This is a genomic window from Paraburkholderia sp. BL10I2N1 (assembly GCF_004361815.1).
GTDB lineage: Bacteria > Pseudomonadota > Gammaproteobacteria > Burkholderiales > Burkholderiaceae > Paraburkholderia.
The window spans coordinates 1,296,453-1,322,255 of record NZ_SNWA01000001.1; the positions used below are offsets into that span (position 1 = coordinate 1,296,453).

Genomic DNA, 25,803 nt, shown 5'->3' on the forward strand with positions numbered 1-25,803 from the left:
TCCGGTGAGATCAACCCGAAAAAGGGCCGTGACGATTGAGCTAAAGTTTCGATTGGTGATTGCCGTTATCACATTCAAATCATCAGGAAGCCAATCGTGAAAGTTGATTCCACCACCAGTTCAGGTCTGCAGACGTTGAAGGACGGCCTGCAGCGTACGCAGCAAGGCGATGCATCGACCAGCGGCGCCGGCACGACCGGTGCGGGCGCGGCGGCGCCGACGTCCCGCAGCACGTCGGGCGGTGACGCGAACGTGAGCCTTTCGGGTCTCTCCGGGCATCTGCACGGCCTCGCAAGTTCGGGCGCTGCCGACATCGATACGGCGCACGTCGACTCGATCAAGCAGGCGATCCGGAACGGGTCGCTGACGATCGACTCGGGCAAGATCGCCGACGGCGTGCTGGAAACGGCGCGCAACCTGTTGCAGAACAAGAGCCAGTCGACCGGCAACTGATCGACGCACCGATGCAAGGTGCGCCAGGTGCCGGGCGGCATTTGTGAAACAGGGTCCGCGTGCAACGCGCGGACCAGCGTGTTTAGCGAGTTGTGATGAAAGACGCCCTGCTTGCCACCGTCATCGACGAGTATTCGACTGTAGAGGCGTTCGCCTCGGTTCTGGCCCTGGAAGAAAAGGCCCTCACGGCGATAGAGCCGCTTGAAACGCTCCCGCCGATCGTCGAGAAAAAAACCGAACTGATAGGAAAGCTCGCGACGCTCGAGAAAGTGCGCGATACGCAGCTGGCCGAACTGGGTTTCCCCAGCGGCTGGAAAGGCATGGAACTGGCGGCGGGCAGCGATACGCGGATCGCCGCGCAGTGGTCGCTGCTGCAAAAAGCCGCCGAACGCGCGCAACGCTCCAACACGCTCAACGGCTCGCTGATCCGCACGCGCATGGAATACAACCAGCGGGCGTTGACTGCGCTCAACGTCGCGGTCACGACGGAAAAGGTCGGATTCTACGGTCCGGACGGACGGATTCCGGCCTACAGCAGCCTTTAAGCGCCCGCGGCTCGACTGGCCGTCCGGCCAGGTGTCCGACGAACGCATTTTGCCTTCCAATGACGTTGAAGTTGCCCGGCATCGCGGCTTGCGCCCCGACCGGGCAGCTGCCTGCCTTTTCTTCGAGGATGAGCGCCATTGGACACCGCAATCACGACACCGAACCACACCACGAATAGCTGTATTTCGTGGACTGAAATGCTACACTCCATCGATCAGGTCGTTGCTGACCCTCGCCTTGGAGTTCTTATGACCCTCACCACGTTTGATGTCGCCCAAGCCACTGCTGCCGTGAACTCCGGGGGGGTCGTGTCGGCCGTCCTGCGCGCGGACGGGAACAGTTTCTACATCGAATTCGAAACGCGCGAGCGGGGAGCAGCCGAACTGGTGACGTCGAACGGCCGGCAGCGCAGGGCGTTCCGCGATCCGGTGCAGGCGTTGAAGGTACTGCGGGAACTGGGTCTCACGGAAGGACGTTTCGCGCTGGCGGAGTGGAATCCGGATGCGCCCCGGCGGGCGTGGAGCCGTCCGGATTCGGCGGCGGAGATGAAAGCGAAGCACGAGGCCGCGGCGGAACATGCGGCGTTCATCGCCGATATCGAAGCGGGGCTGGCGGAAGCCGGCAACCCGTCTGAGCCTGGCATCGATCACGCCGACGCGATGGCCCAGCTGGAAGCGCGCCTCGCCGCCTATGTGAGCGCCAGTAAACGGAAAGCAGCCCGATGAGGGTAGTCTGGCGGCCGCGCGCGCTGGAACAGTTGCTGGAGATTATCGACTTCATCGCTGCCGACAGTCCGCACGCCGCAGCGGAATTCGGCGCGCTCGTGCGCAGCAGGACCGACGTCCTCGCCGCGCATCCGCGTCTGTATCGGGAAGGACGCGTCGCTGGCACGCGGGAGATTGTCGTCGCGGCGAACTACGTGATCGTCTATCGCGTCGCTGACGAAGAACAGCGGGTGGACATACTGCGGGTTCGCCACGCCCGCCAGCAACCGGTCGCCCAGGTCTAGCCCGCGGGCCTCGCGCCCAACGGAACGCCGGCCTCGACCTGCCTTCAGCTCATCCTCAGTTCCACCCTCAGCTCAGCTCACCTCGGCCCCTGCCCAGGCCATCTCGCGCAGACGCGTACGCAGGCGCGCGACCGCCTGACTGTGCAACTGGCAGACACGCGATTCGCTGACTTCCATCACTGCACCGATCTCGCGCAGATTCAGGCCGCGCTCGTAGTACAGCGACATTAACAGCTTCTCCCGTTCCGGCAGGCGTTCGATCGCTTCGACCAGCGCCGAACGCAGGCTCTCGTCGAGCAGTGCCGACAACGGATCCGCACGATCGACACAATACCGGTCGAGGAACGGTTCGTCGTCAGCGGAACGATCGAAGTCTTCGTAATAGATCAGCTGGCTGCCGTGCAGGTCCTGCAACATCGACTGATACTCGTCGAGCGGCATCTTCAGCTGCTCGGCGATTTCCGCCTCGCTCGCCGAGCGCCCAAGGTTCTGCTCGACCTTGTGCACGGCCGTCTCGACCTCACGCGACGTGCGCCGCAGGCTGCGTGGCAGCCAGTCGTTGCTGCGCAGTTCGTCGAGCATCGCGCCGCGAATCCGCTGGCTTGCGTAGGTCTCGAACTGCGCACCCTGATCTTCCTTATATCGGCTCGCCGCATCCAGCAGGCCGATCATGCCGGCCTGGATCAGATCGTCGAGATCGACGCTCGCCGGCATTTTGGCGACGAGCTGCAGGCCGAGGCGCCGCACCAGCGGTGCATACTTTGCCAGGACGTCGGCCTGGGAAATCTTTCCCTGAGCGTTGTACATCGTGCTCCCCTTGTCTGCGTGCCCCGCCCCTCAGGCGTGCTGCGCAGACGGTTGGTCGGCGTGTTGCGCCGCTGTTACAGTCGCTGAAGCCGCTCCGGCCGCGCGCGACGACATCGCTGGCCGCATCGGCCAGTACTGCAGTTCCGCGGCGACGTGCCGGTAGTCCCGCGCGGCCGGTGTCGACGGAAAGGCATCGACGACGCAGCGCGACAGCTCCACAGCCCGCACCATCCTCGGATCGGCTGCAATGCAGCCGGCGTTCTCGAGCGACACTGTCAGGTAGCGCCCCGCCACGCCCGCCAGATTCTCGAAGGCGGCGGTCGCATCGGACACGCTCTGAACCTGGTTCACCAGCACGCGAAACTGCGGAATTGCCTGGGCGTAGTGCAGACGTTTCATGCAGGCGTACGCGTCAGTGATCGCCTGCCCCGCCACGCGCGTGACGATCATCACGTCGTTCGACTGCATCGCGAGCGCCGACAGCGAACCGTCGCGATCCAGCTGGGCGTCGATCAGCACGATGTCGGCCGGTCCGCTCAACAGGATGGCAAGCTGCTCCGGCGTGCATCCTTCGCAATTGCCCCGCGATGCGGCCAGCACGGCGAAACCCAGTGCATGTCGCCCGACGGCTTCTTCGAGCGCCATTTCGCCGCGTATCACGGCCGAGAAATTGCCAGCGCCGCGCACCCCGCCGATCTGCGCGCTTACCCCGTTTTCACCCGGGCATTCGTCGATCACCAGCACATCCTTGCCCTGCTCCGCGAGCGCGCTCGCCAGATTCACAACCGTCGTCGTGCGGCCGACGCCCACCGAGCCACCCGTCACGGCCACCACGCGCGCGCCTGAGCGCGCGAGCAGCCGCCGCAGACCTTCCGCCTGGTCCAGCACGAATTTATCCAAAGCGAACCTCGTGCAGTTCCGCGGTCGAACGGGCCGACAGGGCCGAGAGCAACGCCGGGATATCGTCGTCGTGCGGCACGAACGGCGAACCGTCGCGCGGAATGCAGAACGCGCTCTTGATCAGGAATTTCTTTGTCGCAACGTAGAGGTTTTCCGGCACCTTCTGGCCGGTCGACACGTAGTGCACGGGCAGTTTGTAGCGGATCACGGTGTCGAGCACGCTGCCGAGGTTGGTCGCCTCGTCGAGCTTGGTCAGGATGACGCCAGCGAGCGGCTCCTTGCCCGGCGAAGCCTGATAAGCCTGCACGACTTCGTTGAGCGTGTCGCCGTGGCTTGTCGCGTTCAGCAACAGCAGACGCTGCACCGGCTGGCCGGCGCCGCACAACATCGCGATCTGGTCGGACACCGAGCGGTCGCGCTGGCTCATGCCGATCGTGTCGATCAGCACGATGTGCTTGTTGCGCAGCTCCGTCAGCGCCAATTGCAGGTCAGCGCCGTCTTTCACCGCATGCACCGAGACGCCGAGGATCTTGCCGAAAATGCGCAGTTGCTCGTGGCCGCCGATCCGGTAGCTGTCGGTCGTGAGCAGCGCGACCTTGCTCGCGCCGAAGCGCATCACGCAGCGCGCTGCAAGCTTCGCCGTCGTCGTCGTCTTGCCGACGCCCGTCGGGCCCGTCAGCGCGAATACGCCGCCTCGGTCCATCAGCGCGTCTTCGTTTTCGATCACCGGCAGGTTCGATTCGAGCACGGAGTGAACCCACTCCATACCCGCTTCCATGTTCTCGACCTTCGGCAGGTTTTCGACCATCATGCGCACGAGCTGCGCGGAAAAGCCGGCGGCGAACAGATGCTTCGTCAGCGCAGCGTGCGTCGGGCTGCGGCGCTGGTGATCGGCCCAGAGGAGACCGGTGAACTGCTCTTCCATCATGCCGCGCATCGACGCCAGCTCGTTCATCACCGTTTCGTTGACGATCTGCTCCATGCGCGCCTTGATCGACTCCGTCACGGCGGCCGCCGCGCTTGCCGGCAGGCCGGCAAGCGGGGTCGCCCCACCCTTGCGGGCATCAGGCGAGGCGTTGACGTCGGCCTGCACTGCTGGCGCGACGCGCTGCGTGGCGCGGCGTGCGGCCAGCTGGGCAGCCTCGCGCGCCCAGTCGGGCGTGGCCTCGTCGTCGACGGATTCCTGCCGGTCGACCGTCACGCCAAGGCCGCGAGCCATCGCTGCAGACGGGGTCATCGTGGGCTTTGCCGTATGCACGACGTCCTGCGCAGCAATGCGGCGTGCGTGATCGATCAGCCACGGATTCGTTTCGGCCATCGTGCGCGGACGGGCCGGCGCCGACGGGACAGCGGGCGGCGGTGCGGTCACCGGCCTGTCGATGCGGATGTCGCTGCGGGTATCGGGTCGCGCTTCGAAGCGTGGTTCCGGTCGTGCCTCGGGCCGCATCTCGGACCGAACTTCGATACGCGCGTCAGGGCGACTTTCCGGCCGGGCCGCAGGAGCGTCGAGGCGCGCGCCAGCGCGGCCTTCGAGACGCGCGTCGAAGCGGATTTCCACGCGTGCGTCTTCTCCCGATCGCGACGCGGATGCGCCTGCCGCCGCGGCATGCTGCGATGCTCCGACGGACAGCGTACCGGCCTCCCGCGAACCGCCGTCCATATTGCTGGCCGACATCCGTTCCGTGCCGGCTTCCGGGCTCGCGCCGAACACCGACGAGAACACATCGGGCATGCCGCCGCTTGCGTACGGATTTGCCTGCATCGGTGGCGCGGCCGGACGCGTCAGCGGCGCTGCGCTCGCGCCGGTGCCGGTCGTGAGGCTCGTGCCCTCTCCCGGATTCGCACTGCCCGCACCGTAACCTGAGTTGCTGCCGATGCCGAAGCTGCTGCTGAACCCGCCGCCTGTCGCGTTGGTACCGTGATTGCCGCCGTTGTTGCCGCCGTTGTTGCTATCGCTCGCGCTGTTGCCGTTGCCGCCCGCCCCAGCGCCGAAGCCGCCGCCAAAGCCCGCGCCTTCTTCGCCCTTGGGCGAGATTGCAGCGAGATCGCTGTCGGCGAGCGCGACGATTTCAACGGTGCCGTCCTCAATCGCCCGGTTCGACAATACGACTGCATCGGAGCCCAGTGCCTCACGGACAAGACGCAGTGCGTCACGGCTCGTTGAACCGACGAATTTGCGAATGTTCAAGCTTGACTCCCGATGAGCTTAACGGACCGGCAACATACCGCTTCCCATTGAGAGCAATTATTGCGAAAGACATCCAGCCGCCATCGGTGGATAAGGAAGGAGAAAGGGAGGCAATTCGGGCATTCGGAGGCGCGGTACGAACCCGGTAGGCGGTCCGTTAAACTGCGTCGCATGCTCTCCCGGTTCCCCGGGAGCCTCCAGTTTTTCCAAAAACCGCACACGGACCATGAACCGGGGATCGTCTATCGTCACATAACGCGTGGCGGTTTCTGGCAGCGTAGCTGAGGTCCCTCTGGTGCATCGGACAACTGTCGGATTGCCCGTGCGGGAGAATAGCTCTGGTCGCGGTCAGTCGCACATTCTGGTGAGCACTGCATCCCGCTGGAGAGATTTGTTTTTCATATGACGTGACCGGGCCAGGGCCACCGCGCGCATTGGGGTACCCAAATGCGGAGGTTCATCATGTTACAGACACTCCCCATGCTCGATCCGTTAGCCGCGTTCGTGGACATCGGCAGTGAACACATGCATGTTTCGGTGGGCGGCAACAGGCCGGAAGTGTTCGGTACCGTCACGTCGCAGCTGCACGCGTTGCGCGACTGGCTGCTCGCACAGGGCGTGCATTCGGTAGCCATGGAAGCGACCGGCGTCTACTGGTTACCGTTGTATGGTGTGCTGGAAAGCGCCGGTCTGGAAGTGCGCATGGTCAATGGCAGGCAGACGCGCAACCTGCCGGGCAGGAAGACCGATATGGCCGACAGCCAGTGGGGGGCCACGCTGCACATGCATGGTCTGCTGCACGCCGGCTTCGTGCCACCGGCTGACATCCGCCGGCTGCAGGACTACCTGCGCCTGCGTGCCGATCACGTGGCGGCGGCAGCGGGTTGTGTGCAACTGATGCAAAAGGCTTTCGAGCGCATGAACATCAAGCTGCATGATGTCATCTCGTCCCTGGCCGGCGTCAGCGGCATGGCGGTGACGCGCGCAGTCGTGGCCGGCGAGCGTTCCCCTGAGGCACTGGTGGCACTGTGCGACGTGCAGATCCGGCGCAAAAAGGAACAGGCCGTGATCGAGGCCCTGCGGGGCACCTGGGCCGACGAGCACATCTTCGCGCTGGGCCAGGCACTGCAATCGTGGGACCACTACCAGAAACTCATCGCCGATTGCGACGAGCGCATCGCCACAGTGCTGCCGCCGCACGATGACACACAGCCGCCGCTGCCCAGGTCCACCCGGCAGACCGGCATCAACGCACCGGAAATTTCCAGGCTGCGTGAGATCCTGGCCCAGATGTGCGGCGGACGGGATCTGACCAAGCTGCCCGCGCTGTCGTCCTATGGCGTGCTGCAACTGATCAGTGAGGTGGGTACCGACCTGAGCGTCTGGCCCACTGAAAAACACTTCACCGCCTGGACGGGACTGGCACCGGGCAGCAGCGATAGCGGCAAACGCAGGAAAGGCGTAAAGCGCGGCCGCAACCGGACCGGACGGCTGTTCTGCATGATGGCGCAAAGCCTGGTACGCAGCAGGGATATTGCGCTGGGCGGTTTCTACCGCCGTCTCGCGGCACGCCGCGGCGGGCTGGTGGCGACCAAGGCGCTGGCGCGCAAGCTGGCCGCCTGGTTCTGGCGCGTGATGGTCAAGGGTGACGACTACGTTGAAAAGGGACTCGCGCGCTATGAGGAACAGGTCCGTAAAACCAGGGAACAGGCCCTCAGGCGGTTAGCCAGGGAGCTGGGGCGCGAGCTTGTTCCGGTCCCTGTCGTCCCTGAAACACCCTGAAAAACCGCCCAACGCGACAGGTTCATGGAGAGAGAGGGAGTCCAGAATCGCGCCGACGGCGCACGGCGCCTGAAAAGCAGACCGGCGCCCCGGACGGGCCGGTTGCAACCGGCGGCGCGACGCCGCGGGCTACCGGTTGCAGACGGGGAAGAAACGGAAAGGGAACGGCGGCGTCAGGCGCCGATCACGTTGACAACGCGAACATGCCGCGTGTCGGGTACTTCCGCGTACGAGAGCACTTTCAACTGCGGCAGGCTGCGGCGCAGGAAGCGCGCGAGCATAGGACGCAGCGCGTGCTGGACGAGCATCACCGGCGCGAGGCCAAGGTTCTGCTGACGCGTCATCGCTTTCTGCGTTTCCGTGAGCAGCGTGTTCGCGAGGCCCGGTTCGAGGCCGGGATTGGCGCCCGTGGAGAGCGCCTGCGACAGCACGCGCTCGAGATTCGCGTCGAGTCCCATCACCTGCATGTCGCCGGTGCCCGGGAACCACTGCTGCGTGATCGCGCGGCCGAGTGCGAGACGCACCAACGCCGTGAGATCGTGCGCATCGGGGACCTTCGGGGCGGATTCGGAGAGCGCTTCGAGAATCGTGCGCATGTCGCGGATCGGCACGCCTTCTTCAAGCAGGTTCTGCAGCACCTTTTGCAGCGTCGTGAGCGACACCGTCTTCGGCACCAGGTCGTCAACGAGCGACGGCGTGGATTTCTGCATCCGCTCGACAAGCGACTGCACCTCCTGGCGGCCAAGCAGTTCCGACGCGTGCGTCACGACCAGGTGATTCAGGTGCGTCGCCACCACCGTGCTCGAATCGACCACCGTGTAGCCGTACACCTGCGCCTGTTCCCGCAGGTTCGTATCGATCCAGACCGCCGGCAGGCCGAACGCCGGATCCTGGGTCGGCGTGCCCGGCAGCGCGGCCGTCACCTGGCCCGGATTGATGGCGAGCCACTGCCCCGGATACGCTTCGCCGACTCCCACTTCGACGCCCTTCAGCGCGATCCGGTAACCATTAGGCCGCAGCTCCAGGTTGTCGCGAATATGGATGACCGGCGGCAAAAAGCCGATTTCCTGCGCGAACTTCTTGCGGATGCTCTTGATACGCTTGAGCAGTTCACCGTCGGAGTTCTTGTCGACGAGCGGAATCAGGCGGTAGCCCACTTCGAGACCGAGCGTGTCGATCATCGTCACGTCGTCCCAGCTGGCCTCTGTGGTTTCGGCCGGCGTAAGCGCCGCCGGTGCGACGTCGACGAGTGCCGCGGCCGTCCTGCTTTGCGCCGCACGCTTTTTCATCACGCGGCCCCACTGGATCGCGCCGCCGCCCAGCACCAGGAACGCAAAGTGCGGCATGCCCGGGATCAGACCCATCAGGACCAGAATGCTGCCGGTGATCAGCAGCACGCGCGGATTGGCGAAAAGCTGGCCAGTCAGTTGCGTGCCGATGTCTTCGTTGGTCGCCACGCGCGACACAATCACACCCGCCGCCGTCGAAATCACGAGCGACGGGATCTGCGCGACGAGACCGTCACCGATGGTCAGCAGCGTGTAGTTCTTGCCGGCGGCCGCGAAATCCATGTTGTGCTGCACCATCCCGACGATCAGGCCACCGATGATGTTGATCACCATGATGAGCAGGCCCGCTATCGCATCGCCGCGCACGAACTTGCTCGCACCGTCCATCGACCCGTAGAACTCGGCTTCCTGCGCGATTTCGAAGCGGCGCTTGCGCGCCTGTTCCTCGTTGATGAGACCGGCATTCAGGTCTGCGTCGATCGCCATCTGCTTGCCGGGCATCGCGTCGAGCGTGAAGCGCGCGGACACTTCGGCGATCCGGCCCGCACCCTTCGTGATCACCATGAAGTTGATCACCATCAGGATGATGAAGACGACGATACCGACCGCGAAGTTGCCGCCCACGAGGAAATGACCGAACGACTCGATCACCTGGCCCGCAGCGTCCGGGCCGGTATGGCCTTCGAGCAGCACGATACGGGTCGAGGCGACGTTCAGCGACAGGCGCAGCAAGGTGGAAAACAGCAGCACGCTCGGGAAGGCCGCGAAGTCGAGCGGCTTCATCGTGTACATGCTGACGAGCAGCACCATCACCGACAGCGCGATGTTGAACGTGAACAGCAGATCCAGCAGGAACGGCGGCAACGGCAGGATCATCATGCCGAGGATCATGCAGATCAGCACCGGACCGGCGAGCGCGCGCAGGTTGGTGCCGCTCAGAGCCTCAGGTCGTCGGGAGAGAAACCCCACGCGTGCGTTCATGCTGAGGCTCCCTTGCCTTCGTCGTCATCGCCGAGCGCGTCGGCGGCTTCCTCATCTGCTTCTTCGTCCGGCACGCCGCCCTTGTCGAGGTCGGCGGGGACATCGAGTTCTGTCGGTGCAACAGGTTTTTCGCCGCCGTCTTCCCTGAAGCGGCGCAACTGATAAACCCAGGCGAGCACCTCGGCGACTGCGCCGTACAGCGGCCCCGGGATCTCCTTGTCGAGTTCCACGTTGTGATAGAGCGCGCGGGCGAGCGGCGGCGCTTCGAGCAGCGGCACGTTGTGTTCGGCGGCGAGTTCGCGAATGCGTGCCGCGACGAGGTTGACGCCCTTCGCGATGACCTTCGGCGCTCGCATCTCGCCGTCCGTGTACTGCAGCGCGACAGCAAAGTGAGTCGGATTGGTCACCACGACGTCCGCCTTCGGCACCTCACGCATCATCCGGCGCCGCGCCATCGCACGCTGCTGCTGGCGGATACGGCCTTTGACCTGCGGATCGCCTTCGTTTTCGCGATGTTCGCGTTTCACATCTTCCTTGGTCATGCGCAACTTCTTGTGGAACGTCCAGATCTGGTACGGCACATCGAGCGCTGCGACGAGGAACATGCCTGCCACCGTCATGCCGCAGCAGACCGCGATCAGATGGAACGCGTTGGACAGTGCCGCCAGCAGGGGCTGGGTGGCAAGCGCAAGGATCTCGTCGCGACGCTGCCAGATCGCCGTCGCGCCAATGACGCCGACAACCAGCGTCTTCGCCACCGACAGGCCGAGCTGGATCGGGCCGTTGATCGAAAACATACGGCCGAGTCCGGCAACCGGGTCCAGCCGGCTGAAGTTCGGCCCCAGCGACTTCGTGGAGATCAGCCAGCCGCCCAGCGCCAGCGGCGCGAGCAACGCCGCGGCGCCGGTCAGGGCGAGGATCGGCCACAGGGCAGACAGCCCTTCGCGGCCCGCCACGCCGGCGCCGATCAGCATCCGGCGCGTCTCGAACACGGTCGTATGGTCGAACGTGAACGCAGTGCGCAGCATCGTCTGCATGTGATAGCCGATCGTGCCGGACAGACCCCAGACGCCGTAAAAACCCGCGGCGAGGAGCGCGAAGGTCGATAGCTCCCTCGAACGCGCAACCTGCCCCTCTTCCCGCGCCTTGTCGAGGCGCCTGGGAGTGGCTGATTCGGTTTTTTCGAGGTCGCTATCCTCTGTCAAGACGCTCTCCGGGTGATCGGGGCAACATGCCCTTTTTCAGTGAGAGCGATTATTCCCGCAGAAGTCGAGCGACGATCGGCGGATAAAGCCAGGGAAAGGGGGGTATTTCGGCGGATGGAGCGGGAGGCGGGGACGCCCACTGGACAGCCGCCTGGCGTGCGCCCCCCCCCCGGCGATCTCAGAACGCGATGAACGGCGCCGGGCCGCTGCTCGCCCGCTGGTCGATCCCGTAGTACACGTAGCGGCCGAAGAAGAACGGCAGGCCGAAGTCGACCGAAGTCCCGTTGACGCCGGGACCCGCCAGGGTGTTGAAGGCGTAGTTGCTGCCGTTCGACACCAGCGTCGCCGCACTCACGATGCTCATCGTGATGGTTGCCGTCGAGCTGTTGCTGCCGCGCACGGTTGCGGGACGGGTCTGCGCGGTCGCCGGGCAGTAGAAGCCGGGCTCGTTGCTGCCGCAGACCGGGAGCGACGTGTCGTTGAAGAAATAGCCGTTCGAGCCGGTGTCGAAGAACGCCGACACGGTCACGTTGTTGAACGTGCTATTGACGAGATCGCCGGCCGCGTTCGAGGTGAACGTCTGCGCCGCCGCCAACGGGTTGTTGCTCTGGGTACCGATGCCGAACACCAGCGTCCCTGTCGCCGAAGGTGCGCCGGTGTTCGGTACCGGTGGCAGCTGGACGATCAGGCCATTGTTGTCGCCGGTGAATCTCGGCACCGGGTTTGCGACCTGCTGCGCGGTCGAAACCCCCACGGCCGTGCAGTTCCCGTTTACGCAGCCGAAATAGTTGCTGGAGGCCGCATTCTGGCAGCCGGCGCCGCAATCGTACGGCGCAACCCCCACGCCGAGTATCCCGTTCACGTGCAACTGGGCGACCGTGTTTTCGGCCACGCCCGTGCAGCCGGCGGGCACTGTCGTCAGATCGCCGACCACCTGGATCGGAATGGCACTCGCGAGCTTCTGGCCCACGATCACGTCGGCGCTGCGGACCGTGCCCCAGGTGAAGCCGTCAGCGAACTGCGTACACTCGGCGAGCTGCTGGGAGCCATTGACGGTGAGCGGGGTGAGTCCGGACGCGAGCGTTGCATTGAGCGCCGTGTTGAGCACGCGCAGTCCGTACGAACCGGTGTCCAGCTGGACGTGATCGATCGTCTGGCAGGTGCTCGTACCCGGCACGCACACGGTCACGCTGACAGTCGGAATGTTGATGAGGTTGCCAAGGCCCTTGTCGACGGTGATCGCAACGGTATTCGCGGCACCCACGGGGATCGGCTGCTGGGTCGGCCCGGCGGGCAATGAACTGATGCCGTCGCCGCTCGAGCTGGAATTGCCGCTGTCGCCCCCGCCGCCGCCGCACGCGGCGAGGATCAAGACCAGCGCGGCCACGCCCGCGAACTGCACCCATCCAATGAGCTTCGTTGCGAATCGCACGGTTCATCTCCCGGTTGTCGAGGGATCACTGAATGTCCTGACCGCTGACACCGGCCGGCAAGGCCTGCGGCAGCCACGCCTGACCTGCGAACGCCCCCATGTGGCCGCCGGAGCGCACGACGAGCGTGTCCTGATCGACGGCGACTGCGCCGCGCCGTCCATACGCCGCACGCGCGGCTTTCACGCCATCGACGTACTGCTGAAAATAACGGCCGAGCAGCGCCGACAGGTCTGGCATTTGCGGTCCCTGCCAGGCGATGCCGAAGACCGTCCCCGTCGAAGTGACGTACTCGCGCACGACGGTTCCGTTGCCGAGGGTCGTCTCGCGGATGGTAAAGCTGGCGGAGGTAGGGGGTGCCGCGCTCGAAGCGGAGGTAGCGGCTGGGAAAGCTGAAGAAGCGGAACGGCTGACAGCAGCAGAGGCCGCCTGCGCCGAACGCAAGGACAGGGTGGCGCTTGCGGGCGCTGTCATCGGACTGCCGCCCAGCTCCGCATGCGCGGACTGGATGGCCAATACAGATCCGCACAATGCAAGCACCGTCGACGTGACGGCGCGCGTGAGGCGACTCGAGCTCGACATTTCAGACTCCCCCTTTCGGCGGCCGCCACGGCACGCGATACGCGTGCCGTGGCGGCATTGGAATCCAGCCAGTGATCGCGCAGTGACTCGCGCGATCACGTCATGTCGTCGTAGTATGCCTGTGGTTTATTTCAAAGCACCTTGGGAACGTCCCGGATCAGAACCCGAGGCTTGCCAGCAGATCGTCGACCTGCCCCTGGTCCTGCATCACGTCGGCCTTGCCTTCCGGGTTGATCTGCGGACCGTTGAGGAGGCTGGCCGGACTGCCGGTCGACGAAGGCTCGGCAGCCAGCGCCGCGGCGTTCGCCGCAAACTGTTCGCGGCGTTCCAACGCGATGTTCTCGACCAGCACGCCAAGCAGTTGCTGCTCGATCAGGTAGACGACATCCGTGATCTTCTTGATGACCTGTCCGGTCAGATCCTGGAAGTCCTGCGCCAGCATGATTTCCAGCAGCTGCGCACTGGTTGCCGTGGTCGCCTCGGGCAGCCCGCGCAGGAACGTGCGCGTGTCGTTCATCAACGCGCGGACTTCGTCGCGCTCGATCGGCGCGGCATACCATTGCTCCCAGCGCGCGTCGAGCTCGCCCGCATCGCGCTGCAGTTGCTCCTGGATCGGCTTGGCGACTTCGATCGCACTCAACACCTTCTCGGCCGCCTGCTCGGTCATCGTCGCGATGTACTTGAGCCGGTCGCGAGCATCGGGCACGGCTTCGGCCGCACGCTCCACATGTTTGTCGAGGCCGAGTTCGCGCATCGAGTCGCGCAGCGTGCGCGTCAGTTGCCCGATACGGGCAAGAATGCGGTCGGTCGTGAGGTCGCCGCCGTCGTCTCTCGACTCGGCGACAGGCGCGTTAGTCGGCTCGTCCACATCAGCTCCCGGTCTTCGCCATCTTCTCGAGAATCTTGTTGAGCTTCTCGTCGAGGGTCGCCGCCGTGAACGGCTTGACCACGTAGCCGCTTGCACCAGCCTGCGCCGCCGCGATGATGTTCTCCTTCTTCGACTCGGCCGTGACCATCAGCACCGGCAGGTGCGTGAGGCTTGCGTCGGCGCGGATTTCCTTCAGCATCGCGAGGCCGTCGAGGTTCGGCATGTTCCAGTCGGAGATCACGAACTCGTAGGTGCCGCTGCGCAGACGAGCGAGACCCGCCAGGCCGTCTTCCGCCTCGTCGACGTTCGAGTACCCGAGTTCCTTCAAGAGATTGCGAACGATCCGACGCATCGTCGGGAAGTCGTCCACAACCAGAATCTTCATTCCCTTATCCATTTCAACTCCCTTTCGCTTATCCAGATGATGCGGCGCGTGTCCGCACGTTTTTCTTTCAATTTCAGCCGCGCATCATACCCGTTGCACGCGATCGCCCATCGATGCAAGACGCGCCATGACGCGCCGGCTCATCTCAGGCAGCGACACAATCTCGTCGGCAGCGCCGAGCGCAATGGCTTCGCGAGGCATGCCGAACACGATGCAGCTCGCTTCGTCCTGGGCAAGCGTATAGGCGCCCGCATTTTTCATGTCCAGCAGCCCCGCCGCGCCGTCGCGCCCCATCCCCGTGAGGATGACGCCAACCGCGTTCTTGCCCGCATGCTGTGCGGCCGAACGGAACAGCACGTCGACGGACGGACGGTGCCGGTTGACCGGCGGGTCGTCGGACAGGTGTGCAATATAGTTCGCGCCGCTGCGTGCAAGCAACAGGTGAGCATGGCCAGGTGCGATATAGGCATGCCCCGGCAGCACGCGTTCGCCGTGCTCTGCCTCTTTAACGGTAATCCTGCACAAACCATTAAGGCGTTGCGCGAAAGATTTCGTAAACCCGGGCGGCATATGCTGCGCGATCAGCACGGCGGGTGCATCGGGCGGCAGCGGCACGAGCACTTCGCGGATCGCTTCGGTGCCCCCCGTTGACGCGCCGACGATGATCAGCTTCTCCGTACTGACGAGCGGATTGTTGAAAAGCGGCGCGGGTGCGGGCGCTGCGTGCCCCGCCGGCGCGCCGGCATGGTGCACGGGCGCGGCCTGGCGCACGCGGGCGCGGGCCGCTGCGCGAATCTTGTCGGCCAGCTTTTCGGAGTAGTCGAGCATGCCGTCGCGAATACCGACCTTGGGCTTCGTCACGAAATCGACTGCGCCGAGTTCAAGCGCGCGCAGCGTGATTTCCGAGCCGCGCTCGGTCAGCGACGACACCATCACGACCGGCATCGGTCGCAGGCGCATCAGCTTCTCGAGGAAGTCGAGGCCGTCCATGCGCGGCATTTCGACGTCGAGCGTGAGCACGTCCGGGTTGTGCTGTTTGATGAGATCACGTGCGACGAGCGGATCCGGCGCGGTTGCGACGACCGTCATGTCCGGCTGGCCATTGATGATTTCCGTCATCAGGCTGCGAATGAGCGCTGAATCGTCGACACACAATACCTTGATTTTTTGCACAGCTGTCACGCCTCCTCTGTAGTCCTGGCGTTGTTCTGGTTGGCGGGGCGGGCGCTCGAACCGAACAGTTCGACGCGCGGCTTCGTGCCTGGCGTCGCCGGCGCGGTGGCTGCCGCCCCGAACAGTTCGATGCGCGGCCTGGCTCCTGAGGCCGCCGGTGCGGCGAACAGTTCCACGCGTTCGCGCGCCCGCGCAAGCCGCTGGGCGCGCTCTTCGGCAGTCTGCCGGGCGAGCGCCTGTTCCCGTTCGGCCACCCCTTGATCCTGCTGCAGTCGCAGCTTCTTCACCATCACCTGGCCGGTGCGCGGCATGAACGCGACCTTGCGCGGATGCCCGCCCTGCAGGTCTTCGGCCGTGACGCGGATTTTTTCGAGCGCCAGATAACGGCGCACGAACTCCGAATTGCGGTCGCCGATGTTCATCGTCGTCATGCCCGCGAGCACCGCTGCGCCGCCGAACACCTTGGCTTCGAAGCGTTCGCGCCGGCCACCGGCCTTGATCAGTTCGTTGATCAGCACTTCCATCGCGTACGCGCCATAGCGCATCGAGTCCGATGCAGCCTGCACGACATCGGCGCCGTCGTCGGGCAGCATGAAGTGATTCATGCCGCCGATGCCCGCCGTCCGGTCCTGGATGCACGCCGCCACGCACGAGCCGAGCACGGTGACGAGCACCATGTCTTCGCCGGTCGTGTAGAACTCGTTCGGCAGCAGCTTCACGCCGGGGCGCTTGAAGTGGTTGTCGAAATACAGATTGCTTGCGATCGGCAAGGTGCTGCTCATACGCTCACCTCACCCATCGATTTCGTCGCTGCGCCCGCTGCCGTGAGGGACGAGGCATGCACGCCGCCAGCGTCGCGCGTCAGTTCGTAGACCGTCTGACCACGCAGGCGGAACGCCTGCGTGACATAGGTGAAGTTTTCCGAGTGGCCTGCGAACAGCAGACCGCCGGGCTTCACCAGCGGCTCGAAGCGCGCCAGCACCTGCGCCTGGGTCGGCTTGTCGAAATAGATCATCACGTTGCGGCAAAAAATCGCGTCAAACTGCGTGCGCAACGCATAGTCGCGGTCAGTCAGATTCAGCTGCTCGAAGCGGATCATCGCGCGCACTTCGGGACGCACCTTCACCATCCCAGCATGCGCGCCGGTTCCCTTGAGGAAGAAGCGCTTCAGCCGTTCCGGCGACAGGTGCTTCACCTGATCGAACTGGTACATGCCCGCTTCGCCCTTCGCGAGCACCTGGGTGTCGATGTCAGTGGCGTGCACGGTCGCCTGGCGCGCCGCGCTGTCGCCGAGCGCTTCGATCAGCGTCATCGCGATCGAATACGGCTCCTCGCCCGTCGACGCTGCGGAGCACCACACCGATACCGGCCCCTGCCGCTTCTTCACGAACCCGGCGAGGATCGGGAAATGATGCGCCTCGCGGAAAAACGCCGTGAGGTTAGTCGTGAGCGCGTTCGTGAACGCTTCCCACTCGGCCGGGTCCCGATCCGCTTCGAGCCGGTCGAGATATTCCTTGAAGCTGTCGATATTGCGGGCGCGAAGACGCCGTGCGAGACGGCTGTACGCCATATCGCGCTTATGATCCGACAGCGAAATTCCCGCACTGCGGTGGATCAGTTCGCGAATGCGCGCGAAATCCGCCGACGTGAACTCGAAGTCACGTCCCGGGTCGCCGGAGCGGCCGGCGTCGGCCCGCTCGGGCCGCTGCTGCTGTGCGCGCGTTGACATCATGACTGCCTGCCATTTTCCTAGAACGTTTCCCAGTCGGCGTCCGAGCCGGCTGAGGTGGTCACGGGCGAGGCCGGGCGCGTCGCCGGTTCGCCTGGGCCTGCGGATACCTTTTTCGACCTGAGGACCGGTTCCGCGCGCGTCGCGGCTTCCGGTCTCGCGGCGGGCGCGCCTGCCTGCGTGGCCTGCGTGGCCTGTGTATGGGTCACGCCCGCCTGCTGCGTTGCTTGCGGCTGGCTGTGGGCCTGGGCATGCGTCGGTGCCGCGTGCGCTGCCGGCGCGGCGGCTGCGCAGAACGACCTCACTCCGCCGCTGCGTGCACGCACACCGGATGAAGCCCCCTGCGGCTGCGCCACCGGGCCGCCACGCGCTTCATGCAGACCGCCCGTCACCCGCCACGCGCCAACCACGGTCTGCAGGTGACGCGTCTGTTCTTCGAGCGACGCCGCAGCCGCCGCGGCCTGCTCGACGAGGGCCGCATTCTGCTGCGTGACCTCGTCCATCTGCACGACAGCGCGATTGACCTGCTCGATGCCGGTCGACTGCTCTTCCGACGCCGCGCTGATCTCGCCCATGATGTCGGTCACGCGGCGCACGGCCTGCACGATCTCATCCATGGTCGTGCCGGCACGGCCCACCAGCAGCGAACCGCTCTGCACCTTGTCGGCCGAATCGCCGATCAGCTCCTTGATTTCTTTCGCGGCGCTTGCGCTGCGCTGCGCCAGACTGCGTACTTCGCCCGCCACCACAGCGAAGCCTCGGCCTTGTTCGCCCGCGCGCGCCGCTTCGACGGCGGCGTTCAGCGCGAGGATGTTGGTCTGGAACGCGATGCCTTCGATCACGCCGATGATGTCAACGACCTTGTTCGAGCTCTTCGCGATGTCCTGCATCGTGCTGACGACCTCGCCCACCACCTCGCCGCCGCGCGTCGCGATGTCCGACGCGTTGACGGCCAACTGGCTCGCCTGGCGCGCGTTCTCGGCGTTCTGGCGCACCGTGCCGGTGAGCTGCTCCATGCTCGATGCGGTCTGCTGCAGCGAGGCTGCCTGCTGCTCGGTGCGCTGCGAGAGATCGGTGTTGCCCATCGCGATTTCGCGCGCGCCGGTATCGATCGAGCCGGTGCTGCCGTGCACGGCCTTGACCATCGTCGCGAGGCTCTCCTGCATCCGCTTGATCGCGCTGAAGAGACGGCCGATTTCGTTGCTGCTGGAGACTTCGACGTGCTGCGTCAGGTCGCCCGACGCGATGCGTTCGAAGGCATCGACCGCATCGTCGAGCGGCTGCACGATCAGGCCGCGCAACGCGAAGCGGATCAGCACAACCAGCACCAGCGCCAACACCGTGACGCCGATGATCAGCGCCGTCATCGTCGAGATGTTCGACTGCGACGCGGCCTGCTCGTCGATCGCGCGCTGCTGCAGCGCCTTGACGACCGGCGTCGCGGCCTCATCGTAGGCAACGAACATCGGACTGATTTTCGTGTCCGCGATCGCGTGATAAGCCACCAGGTCGTTCGCGCGCAGCGCCGCGAACTCCGGATCGACGCCGTCGCGCATCACCGCCGCGCGGCGCGCCACCAGCTCGTCGAGCGGCGCCTGATCGACGCCCGTCTTCGGCGCGTTCAGATAGGCCTGCCACGCTTCGTTCGACTTGTTGAGCAGAAACTGCGCCCGCTCGAACACCTTCTTCGCGTCGTCCGTGTTGCCTGCAGCGGTCATCGCATCGAAGCGATTGAGCGTAATGCGTGAGCGCAACATATACGACGCGGCGTCGTCGAGCGAGTGGATGGCGACCAGATCGCCGCGGGCGATCGAGTCGAGTGACTGGCTCGCGCGATTGAGCGCAGTCAGTCCGAGCGCGCCGACCACCACGGTCAGCGCGACCAGAACGACGCCCACCGCCGTCAGCGAGGTGCGGATCGACAACTTGCCGAGCATCGCTATTTCTCCTTGATACCTGTGAACCGGCGCTTAGGCGCCGAGGTTTTCGATCAGCGCCATTTCCCGGCTGGTCATCAGCTTTTCGATGTCCATCAGGATCAGCATGCGGCCGTCGACCGTGCCGAGGCCGGTCAGGTACTCGGTCGTCAGCGTCGCGCCGAATTCCGGGGCGGGCATGATCTGGTCGGTCGCGAGCGTCAGCACGTCGGACACGCCGTCCACCACCATCCCGACTACGCGATGCGCGACGTTCAGGATGATCACGACGGTCTGATGGTCGTACTCGACACGGCCGAGATGAAACTTGATCCGCATGTCGACGATCGGCACGATGATGCCGCGCAGGTTGATCACGCCCTTGATGAAATCAGGCGCGTTCGCGATGCGCGTCACGCTGTCGTAGCCGCGGATTTCCTGCACTTTCAGGATGTCGATGCCGTACTCTTCCGCGCCGAGCGTGAAGACCAGAAACTCCTGGCCGCCGGCGTCGGCCTGCCCCGCATCGCGGCGGCCATTCGCGCCGCTCACGGTCGAATTGATGGATTGGACTTCTGCCACGTTAGCCCCCAAACGGTTGGGTTGAATAAAGGTTGTTAAGAGAGGTTGTTCAGGGCACCGTGCGCTGCACGGGTTTCGCGGTTAAGAGCTGCCACGTCCACGATCAGCGCGACACTGCCGTCGCCGAGAATGGTCGCGGCAGAAATGCCGTGCACCTTGCGGTAGTTCGTTTCCAGATTCTTCACCACCACCTGCTGCTGGCCGACGAGCTCGTCGATCAGCATTGCAAAGCGGCGTCCTTCGGTCTGCATGATCGTGACGATGCCTTGAGTCGGTTCGGCCTTGGCGTCGTCGACGGAGAACACTTCGTGCAGCGCGACGAGCGGCAGATATTCACCGCGTACGCGCACCACGCGCTCGCCGTTGGCGACCGTATAGATGTCTTCGGCCCGCGGTTGTAGCGACTCCATCACGAAGTTGAGCGGCAAGATGAAAATCTCGCTGCCGACCTTCACCGACATGCCGTCGAGAATCGCCAGCGTGAGCGGCAACACGATGCGCGTGGTGCTGCCCTTGCCCGCGTGCGAGGTGATTTCGACGTGACCGCCCATCGACTGGATGTTGCGCTTCACCACGTCCATGCCGACACCGCGGCCCGACACGTCCGTGACCTGTTCGGCGGTCGAGAAGCCCGGCAGGAAGATCAGGTTCCAGACTTCTTCATCGGTCATGGTTTCGCTGACCTGCATGCCCTGCTTCGCCGCCTTGGCGAGAATCTTGTCGCGGCGCAGGCCGGCGCCGTCGTCGCTGACTTCGATCACGATGTTGCCGCCATGATGCGCGGCCGACAGCACGAGCTGTCCGGTCGAATCCTTGCCTGCCGCACGCCGCGCTTCCACAGTCTCGATGCCGTGATCGAGACTGTTGCGCACGAGGTGGGTCAGCGGATCGATGATGCGTTCGATGAGGCTCTTATCGAGTTCGGTCGCCTGACCGAAGGTGACGAGTTCGACCTCCTTGCCGAGCTTCGCCGCGAGATCGCGCACGAGGCGCGGGAAGCGGCTGAAGACGTAATCCATCGGCATCATGCGGATCGACATCACCGCTTCCTGCAGATCGCGCGCGTTGCGCTCGAGCTGCGCCATGCCGTTGAAGAGGCGGTCGTGCAACGCCGGGTCGAAGGTGCTGGTGGTCTCCGCCAGCATCGCCTGCGTGATCACCAGTTCTCCGACCAGGTTGATCAGCTGGTCTACCTTTTCGACGCCGACGCGGATCGAACTGCCTTCCGCGCTGGCAGCCGCTGCCGGACGGGCCGCGGCCTTGCGTTCCGTTTCAGCGGGTGCGGCCGGTGCCACGGGCGCCGCTGCTGCGGTTGCCACCGGTGCGCTGGCGGCCGGCGCTGCGGCGGGCGCCGATGGTGCTGAGCTGGCTGCGGGTGGCGCGGCCGGAGCCGGCACTGCATTGCCTGACACTGCCGCGGACGGCGCCCCCGCGCCGCCGCCTGCCGTGCTTCCTGCGAACGCCGGTGCAGAAGGCGCAGTCTCGGGCGCTCCAGGTTCGCCCTCCTGCGTCTCATCCACTGGCGCTGCGCCGCGGCCGATCACGATCTGACTTTCGTCGATCACGAAACAGCACACGGCGACGATGTCGTCGGACGATACATCGGAGTCGAGCCACAGCGTGAGATCGCCGCCTGTCTTCACCTGTCCGACGATACGCCCCAGGTTGCCGAGTTCTTCCGTCAGCAGTTCCTGGTCCTTCTCACCTACTCCCCGTAGCGTAATCTTCAGATGCGGGCCGCCCGGTGCACCCGTGACGGCCGGCTCGGCTTCGTTCCATTCGCCCGCTGCCTGCACGGCCTGCTCGACCACGTGCTCGGGCGGCCGCGCGCCTTGCGGCGCTTCGGGCGCCGCGGCGGCAACGGCAACGGCGGGAGCGGCGGCTGCTGCGGGCGCCGCATTAGCCGGCGGCGTCGCGCCGGCGGGCAGCACTCCGCGGCTTTCGTTATAGAGATATTCGAGGCGTGCGCAGATCGCCTTCGCCACCGCCGCGTCCGGTTCGGCGCTCGCGCGGTAGTCCGCCAACTGGCCGGAAAGCACGTCCTTGGTTTCGAGGAACGTGTCGATCATGTCCTTGCGCAGCACGAGTTCATTGTTGCGCGCGCGGTCGAGCAGCGATTCGAGGATGTGCGTCGTTTCCGTCAAGGCGGTGAAGCCAAAGGTCGCCGCGCCGCCCTTGATCGAGTGCGCCGCGCGGAAAATCGCCGCGAGGTCTTCGGGATCGGGGCGGCCGATGTCGAGATTGAGCAGCAGCTGCTCCATCTGCGCGAGCAGTTCGTCCGCTTCGTCGAAGAACGTCTGATAGAACTGAGTGATGTCGAGTGTCATGCCTGGTTCACCGCGAGAGATCTGTCTGGGCTGGGGCCGGTTTGCACGTTAGCTTGTTGCCGCTCAGACGTCGCTGGGTACGGCAAGCGCCGCAACCAGTTCGGTCAGCATGTCGGGGTCGAGTGGCTTTTCGATCCAGCCGGTCGCACCTGCGTCGCGCGCCGCCGCCTTGAACGTGTCGCCGGATTCGGTCGTCAGCACAAGGATGGGCGTCGCCCGGTATGCAGGGTTGTCGCGCAGCGCGGCGATCAGATCGAGGCCGCATCGGCGCGGCATATGCTGGTCCGTCAGCACGAGGTCGAAGGGAATCGCGAGCGCGTTCTCCAATCCCTCTTCGCCGTCGGCCGCGAGCGTCACCTGATAGCCGGCCGCCGTCAGCGTCGCGGAGAGAATCTCGCGCATCGCTGCCGAATCGTCGATTGCCAGAATGTGCCTGATCATGAAAGCCTCGTTGCGCTCACTTTAAGTTGCCTCGCCTGCTGCGCCGCGCCGGCGGCGCGAACGTGGCCGGACAACTGCGTTCCTTTACTGCGTCGCCGTCGCCGGCTTCGGGGCAACCGCCGCCGGTTGCGCGATGCTGTCCAGAAGCTGCTTCGAGCCTGCAGCGTCGTCGGACAACGTGGTCGTCGTCGAATCGTCGCGCGTCAATGCCTCTTCCGACCGCTTGTTCAGCACGATGATGCTGATCCGGCGGTTCTCCGGATCCATCGGGTCGGCCTTGTTCAGGTTCTGCGTCGATGCGAGACCCAGCACGCGCAACACTTTCGCTTCATCCATGCCGCCCGCGATCAGCTCGCGGCGCGAGGCATTCGCCCGATCCGCCGACAACTCCCAGTTGCTGTAGCCCTTCTCGCCACCCGCGTACTGAACCGCGTCGGTGTGCCCCTGCACGACGATGCGGTTAGGCACGTCGTTCAGCGTGCTGCCGATCGCACGCAGAATGTCGCGCATGTACGGCTCGACGACGTCCTCCGCGGTCGCGAACATCGGCCGCTTCTGCGAGTCGACGATCTCGATGCGCAGGCCCGTCAGCGTCGAATCGATCCGGATTTGCTGCTTGAACTGGCGCAGCACCGGATTCGCTTCGATCGCGGCCATCAGCTTCACCTGAAGGTCATGCAGACGAACCTGCTCGCGGCGCTCGAGCGTGCCCTGCATCTGTTTGAGCGCTTCGTCGTCGTTGTGCGCTTCGCTGTGCTCGGCGCGCATGATCGAACCGTCGGTCTGACGGGTAATGCCTTCCTTGTCGGTCGAGATGTCGCGGCCGCCGCCCTTCATGACGCTCGAATCCACCGCGCTTCGGTCGCCGCCCCACAGCGTGACTTTCAGCGGCTGGTTGAAGTAATCCGCAATGCCCTTCAGCTGCACCGTCGATGCCGAGCTCAGCAGCCACATCAGCAGGAAGAACGCCATCATCGCGGTCATGAAGTCCGCATAGGCAAGCTTCCACGCGCCCCCGTGATGGCCTTTCTTCGGCGGCGCCGAGCGCTTGACGACGATTGCGCGGTCCTTGTCCTTACTCATCGACTGATCCCTGGCCCGTGCCTTACTTCGCCTTCACGCGGCGCACGTGCTCTTCCAGCTCGGTGAACGACGGGCGTTCGGTCGAGAAGAGCACCTTGCGGCCGAACTCGACGGCGATCGCCGGCGCATAGCCGTTCAGGCTGGCGAGAATCGTCACCTTGATGCACTGGAACATCTTGGTCGACTCGGTCACGCGCTGTTCAGCGACGCTCGCGAGCGGTCCGATCAGCCCGTAGGCAAGCAGAATCCCAAGGAAGGTGCCGACGAGCGCCTGGGCGATCATCTCGCCGAGCACGGCAGGCGGCTTGTCGGCGGACGCCATCGTGTGGACCACGCCCATCACGGCGGCGACGATCCCGAAGGCCGGCATCGCATCGCCGACCTTGGTGAGCGCGTGTGCCGGAGCCTCGCCTTCGTGATGGTGCGTTTCGATTTCCTCGTCCATGAGGCTTTCGATTTCGAACGCGTTCATGTTGCCGCCGACCATCAGCCGCAGGTAGTCGGTCAGGAACTCGACGATATGCTGGTCCGCGAGGATCTTCGGATATTGGGTGAAGATCGGGCTCTTCGACGGATCGTCGATGTCGGCCTCGAGCGTCAGGGTGCCTTCCTTGCGCGCTTTCGCGAGCAGCACGTACAGAAGCGCCATCAGCTCCATGTAGACGTCCTTGTTGTACTTGGCGCCCTTGAAGAGCGACGGGATCACGCGAAGCGTGGCCTTGATCGTCTTCATGCCGTTGCCGAGAATGAATGAGCCAACGCCCGCACCCACGATCATCAGCACTTCGACGGGCTGCAACAGCGCGGCAAGGTGGCCGCCTTCCAGCACATAGCCGCCGAAGACGGACAACAGCGTTACGAGTGTTCCCACGAAAATCAACACTGCCGAGCCCTCACAAAGAAGCGACGGGAGACCGTCGTTAAACTGGTTTACGGCAGGCGGGCAGAAAACTTTGGGGGGAAAAGGGGCTGGCGCCCCCGGTGTATACCAGCGGAGCGCAGCAAGGCGCGGTGCGGCCTGCCGGGCAATCGGCAAGCCGCCGGTTCAGGCGACCAGCACCACATCGTCGGCGGCACGGGCTTTCGCGTCGGCGGCCTTTTTGGTCTTGCCCGCCCGCGAAGGCGGTTGACACAATCCGCAGACGAAACCGTGCCGCGGATCATGCGCATGCGCGACAAAATGCCCACGGCAGCGCGAGCAAGGCGTCATCTGCAGCATGCCGGAGTCGAAGAAGCGCACCAACGTCCATGCGCGCGTCAGGCTCAGCACAGGCTCGTCGCCCTGCAACTCGACGTGCTCCATATACAGCCGGTAGCTCTTCACAATCGACTGGATCGTCTCGCAGCCGCCCTGCACGCTCATGAACCGGTAGACGTTATAGAACAGCGACGAGTGGATGTTCGGCTGCCATGTCATGAACCAGTCGGTCGAGAAGGGCAACATGCCTTTGGGCGGCGACGCGCCCTTCAGCTCCTTGTAGAGCTTGATCAGCCGGTCACGCGACAGGCTCGTTTCCGCCTCGAGCAGTTGCAAACGCGCGCCGAGTTCGATCAGCTCGATTGCCAGGGTGATTTCCCTGACTTCCATCACCACGCTTTTATGTGCCATCCGCCTCTTGTCCCGCGATCCTGCTGGATTGAGTGAGGTGCGACGCGGGCGTCAACCGATCTGCTCGGTCGGCTGGCTCGCCATCAGGATCGCGGAATGGGCCTGGGCAATGACGCTCTGCTTGCCCTTGTCGGCAAGCGACGAAAGAATCGCGTGGTCATCGAACCTGAAGCGGCATAGCACCTGGTTCGATGCGGCCAGCTTGACAGTCTGCGCGAGCGACAGATTCGTCAGCACGTCGGCCAGCTGGTCTGAAATGCCCATGCGGAACATCCCCATGGGCTTGTCCTCGCGAAGAAGGTGCTGGGCCAGCAACAGATAAGACAGGTTAACTTCTCTGATCTCACTGAGCATTTCGCTTGTTGCGCTCATCATTCCCCCGAGTCGATCTGGCTTGGTCTGGTCTTGCGGAAACGTTTGCTCGCTCGCATGCATAAAAAACGCACGAACGGCCCGTTTATGGTCTTGCCAGCATTGTGTCCAAAGGGAATACGAACGGAAATCGGAAAGACGCCCCG

Annotated in this window: 25 protein-coding genes; 5 read left to right on the forward strand and 20 right to left on the reverse strand. The window is 64.7% G+C overall.

Translation table 11 applies throughout. The features are described from left to right. Positions 1–96: 96 nt before the first annotated feature. The 4 genes from flgM (at position 97) to B0G77_RS06160 (ending at position 2,008) form a co-directional block, all read left to right on the forward strand. On the forward strand, positions 97–453 hold the full coding sequence (flgM, locus tag B0G77_RS06145; RefSeq protein ID WP_133661311.1) for a flagellar biosynthesis anti-sigma factor FlgM: 357 nt from the start codon (positions 97–99) through the stop codon (positions 451–453). Positions 454–548: 95 nt separating this feature from the next. Continuing rightward, complete coding sequence (locus B0G77_RS06150) at positions 549–998, forward strand: flagellar protein FlgN (protein WP_133661312.1); 450 nt, start codon at positions 549–551, stop codon at positions 996–998. Between the two features lie 249 nt (positions 999–1,247). Then, positions 1,248–1,724 (forward strand): hypothetical protein, encoded by a 477-nt coding sequence (locus tag B0G77_RS06155; RefSeq protein WP_133661313.1) that lies wholly within the window; start codon positions 1,248–1,250, stop codon positions 1,722–1,724. Then, a complete protein-coding gene (locus tag B0G77_RS06160; RefSeq protein ID WP_133661314.1) occupies positions 1,721–2,008 on the forward strand; it encodes a type II toxin-antitoxin system RelE/ParE family toxin in 288 nt (95 codons plus the stop codon). The genes B0G77_RS06155 and B0G77_RS06160 overlap by 4 nt, the downstream gene beginning before the upstream one ends. A 72-nt stretch (positions 2,009–2,080) precedes the next feature. Here B0G77_RS06160 and B0G77_RS06165 read toward each other — a convergent pair whose 3' ends face one another. The 3 genes from B0G77_RS06165 to flhF are packed head-to-tail and all read right to left on the reverse strand — an operon-like array spanning position 2,081 to position 5,903. Next, entirely contained in the window at positions 2,081–2,815 is a 735-nt protein-coding gene (locus B0G77_RS06165) for an RNA polymerase sigma factor FliA (RefSeq protein ID WP_133661315.1), read from the reverse strand. 30 nt (positions 2,816–2,845) lie between these two features. Continuing rightward, complete coding sequence (locus B0G77_RS06170) at positions 2,846–3,715, reverse strand: AAA family ATPase (protein ID WP_133661316.1); 870 nt, start codon at positions 3,713–3,715, stop codon at positions 2,846–2,848. Further along, complete coding sequence (gene flhF, locus B0G77_RS06175) at positions 3,708–5,903, reverse strand: flagellar biosynthesis protein FlhF (RefSeq protein WP_243750942.1); 2,196 nt, start codon at positions 5,901–5,903, stop codon at positions 3,708–3,710. Before flhF ends, B0G77_RS06170 begins: the two co-directional genes overlap by 8 nt. Before the next feature lie 480 nt (positions 5,904–6,383). Between flhF and B0G77_RS06180 the strand changes: the two genes are divergently transcribed. Then, positions 6,384–7,685, forward strand: a complete 1,302-nt coding sequence (locus tag B0G77_RS06180; RefSeq protein WP_166656119.1) for an IS110 family transposase — start codon at positions 6,384–6,386, stop codon at positions 7,683–7,685. A gap of 173 nt (positions 7,686–7,858) precedes the next feature. On the opposite strand, the gene flhA is transcribed toward B0G77_RS06180, so the two are convergent. The 17 genes from flhA to flhD all read right to left on the reverse strand — a co-directional run bounded on the left by flhA (position 7,859) and on the right by flhD (position 25,657). Continuing rightward, positions 7,859–9,955 (reverse strand): flagellar biosynthesis protein FlhA, encoded by a 2,097-nt coding sequence (flhA, locus tag B0G77_RS06185; protein ID WP_133661318.1) that lies wholly within the window; start codon positions 9,953–9,955, stop codon positions 7,859–7,861. After that, complete coding sequence (gene flhB / locus B0G77_RS06190) at positions 9,952–11,160, reverse strand: flagellar biosynthesis protein FlhB (RefSeq protein WP_133661319.1); 1,209 nt, start codon at positions 11,158–11,160, stop codon at positions 9,952–9,954. The genes flhA and flhB overlap by 4 nt, the downstream gene beginning before the upstream one ends. 178 nt (positions 11,161–11,338) lie before the next feature. Further along, entirely contained in the window at positions 11,339–12,592 is a 1,254-nt protein-coding gene (locus B0G77_RS06195; protein ID WP_133661320.1) for a DUF3443 domain-containing protein, read from the reverse strand. A 25-nt stretch (positions 12,593–12,617) separates the two neighbouring features. Beyond that, on the reverse strand, positions 12,618–13,172 hold the full coding sequence (locus B0G77_RS06200; RefSeq protein WP_133661321.1) for a DUF2844 domain-containing protein: 555 nt from the start codon (positions 13,170–13,172) through the stop codon (positions 12,618–12,620). A gap of 157 nt (positions 13,173–13,329) precedes the next feature. Then, entirely contained in the window at positions 13,330–14,040 is a 711-nt protein-coding gene (cheZ, locus tag B0G77_RS06205) for a protein phosphatase CheZ (RefSeq protein WP_133661322.1), read from the reverse strand. 1 nt (position 14,041) lies between these two features. Further along, complete coding sequence (gene cheY / locus B0G77_RS06210; RefSeq protein ID WP_133661323.1) at positions 14,042–14,437, reverse strand: chemotaxis response regulator CheY; 396 nt, start codon at positions 14,435–14,437, stop codon at positions 14,042–14,044. 72 nt (positions 14,438–14,509) lie between these two features. Beyond that, entirely contained in the window at positions 14,510–15,598 is a 1,089-nt protein-coding gene (locus B0G77_RS06215; protein WP_166656120.1) for a chemotaxis response regulator protein-glutamate methylesterase, read from the reverse strand. 5 nt (positions 15,599–15,603) lie between these two features. Further along, positions 15,604–16,380, reverse strand: coding sequence for a chemoreceptor glutamine deamidase CheD (gene cheD, locus B0G77_RS06220; protein WP_133661325.1), 777 nt, complete (start codon positions 16,378–16,380; stop codon positions 15,604–15,606). Beyond that, positions 16,377–17,330, reverse strand: a complete 954-nt coding sequence (locus B0G77_RS06225; protein WP_133661326.1) for a CheR family methyltransferase — start codon at positions 17,328–17,330, stop codon at positions 16,377–16,379. The genes cheD and B0G77_RS06225 overlap by 4 nt, the downstream gene beginning before the upstream one ends. Positions 17,331–17,347: 17 nt before the next feature. Next, complete coding sequence (locus B0G77_RS06230; RefSeq protein ID WP_133661327.1) at positions 17,348–19,264, reverse strand: methyl-accepting chemotaxis protein; 1,917 nt, start codon at positions 19,262–19,264, stop codon at positions 17,348–17,350. Between the two features lie 33 nt (positions 19,265–19,297). Continuing rightward, entirely contained in the window at positions 19,298–19,825 is a 528-nt protein-coding gene (locus tag B0G77_RS06235) for a chemotaxis protein CheW (protein WP_133661328.1), read from the reverse strand. Positions 19,826–19,860: 35 nt separating this feature from the next. Then, positions 19,861–22,152, reverse strand: a complete 2,292-nt coding sequence (gene cheA / locus B0G77_RS06240; protein WP_133661329.1) for a chemotaxis protein CheA — start codon at positions 22,150–22,152, stop codon at positions 19,861–19,863. 63 nt (positions 22,153–22,215) lie between these two features. Next, positions 22,216–22,593, reverse strand: coding sequence for a response regulator (locus B0G77_RS06245; protein ID WP_133661330.1), 378 nt, complete (start codon positions 22,591–22,593; stop codon positions 22,216–22,218). Between the two features lie 84 nt (positions 22,594–22,677). Further along, positions 22,678–23,676, reverse strand: a complete 999-nt coding sequence (motB, locus tag B0G77_RS06250; protein ID WP_133661331.1) for a flagellar motor protein MotB — start codon at positions 23,674–23,676, stop codon at positions 22,678–22,680. Between the two features lie 22 nt (positions 23,677–23,698). After that, positions 23,699–24,559 carry a flagellar motor stator protein MotA gene (gene motA, locus B0G77_RS06255; RefSeq protein ID WP_133661332.1) on the reverse strand — a complete coding sequence of 287 codons (861 nt, stop codon included), beginning with the start codon at positions 24,557–24,559 and terminating at the stop codon, positions 23,699–23,701. Between the two features lie 162 nt (positions 24,560–24,721). Continuing rightward, positions 24,722–25,285 (reverse strand): flagellar transcriptional regulator FlhC, encoded by a 564-nt coding sequence (gene flhC / locus B0G77_RS06260; RefSeq protein WP_133661333.1) that lies wholly within the window; start codon positions 25,283–25,285, stop codon positions 24,722–24,724. A gap of 51 nt (positions 25,286–25,336) precedes the next feature. Further along, positions 25,337–25,657 carry a flagellar transcriptional regulator FlhD gene (gene flhD, locus B0G77_RS06265; RefSeq protein ID WP_279571282.1) on the reverse strand — a complete coding sequence of 107 codons (321 nt, stop codon included), beginning with the start codon at positions 25,655–25,657 and terminating at the stop codon, positions 25,337–25,339. Between the last annotated feature and the right edge of the window lie 146 nt (positions 25,658–25,803).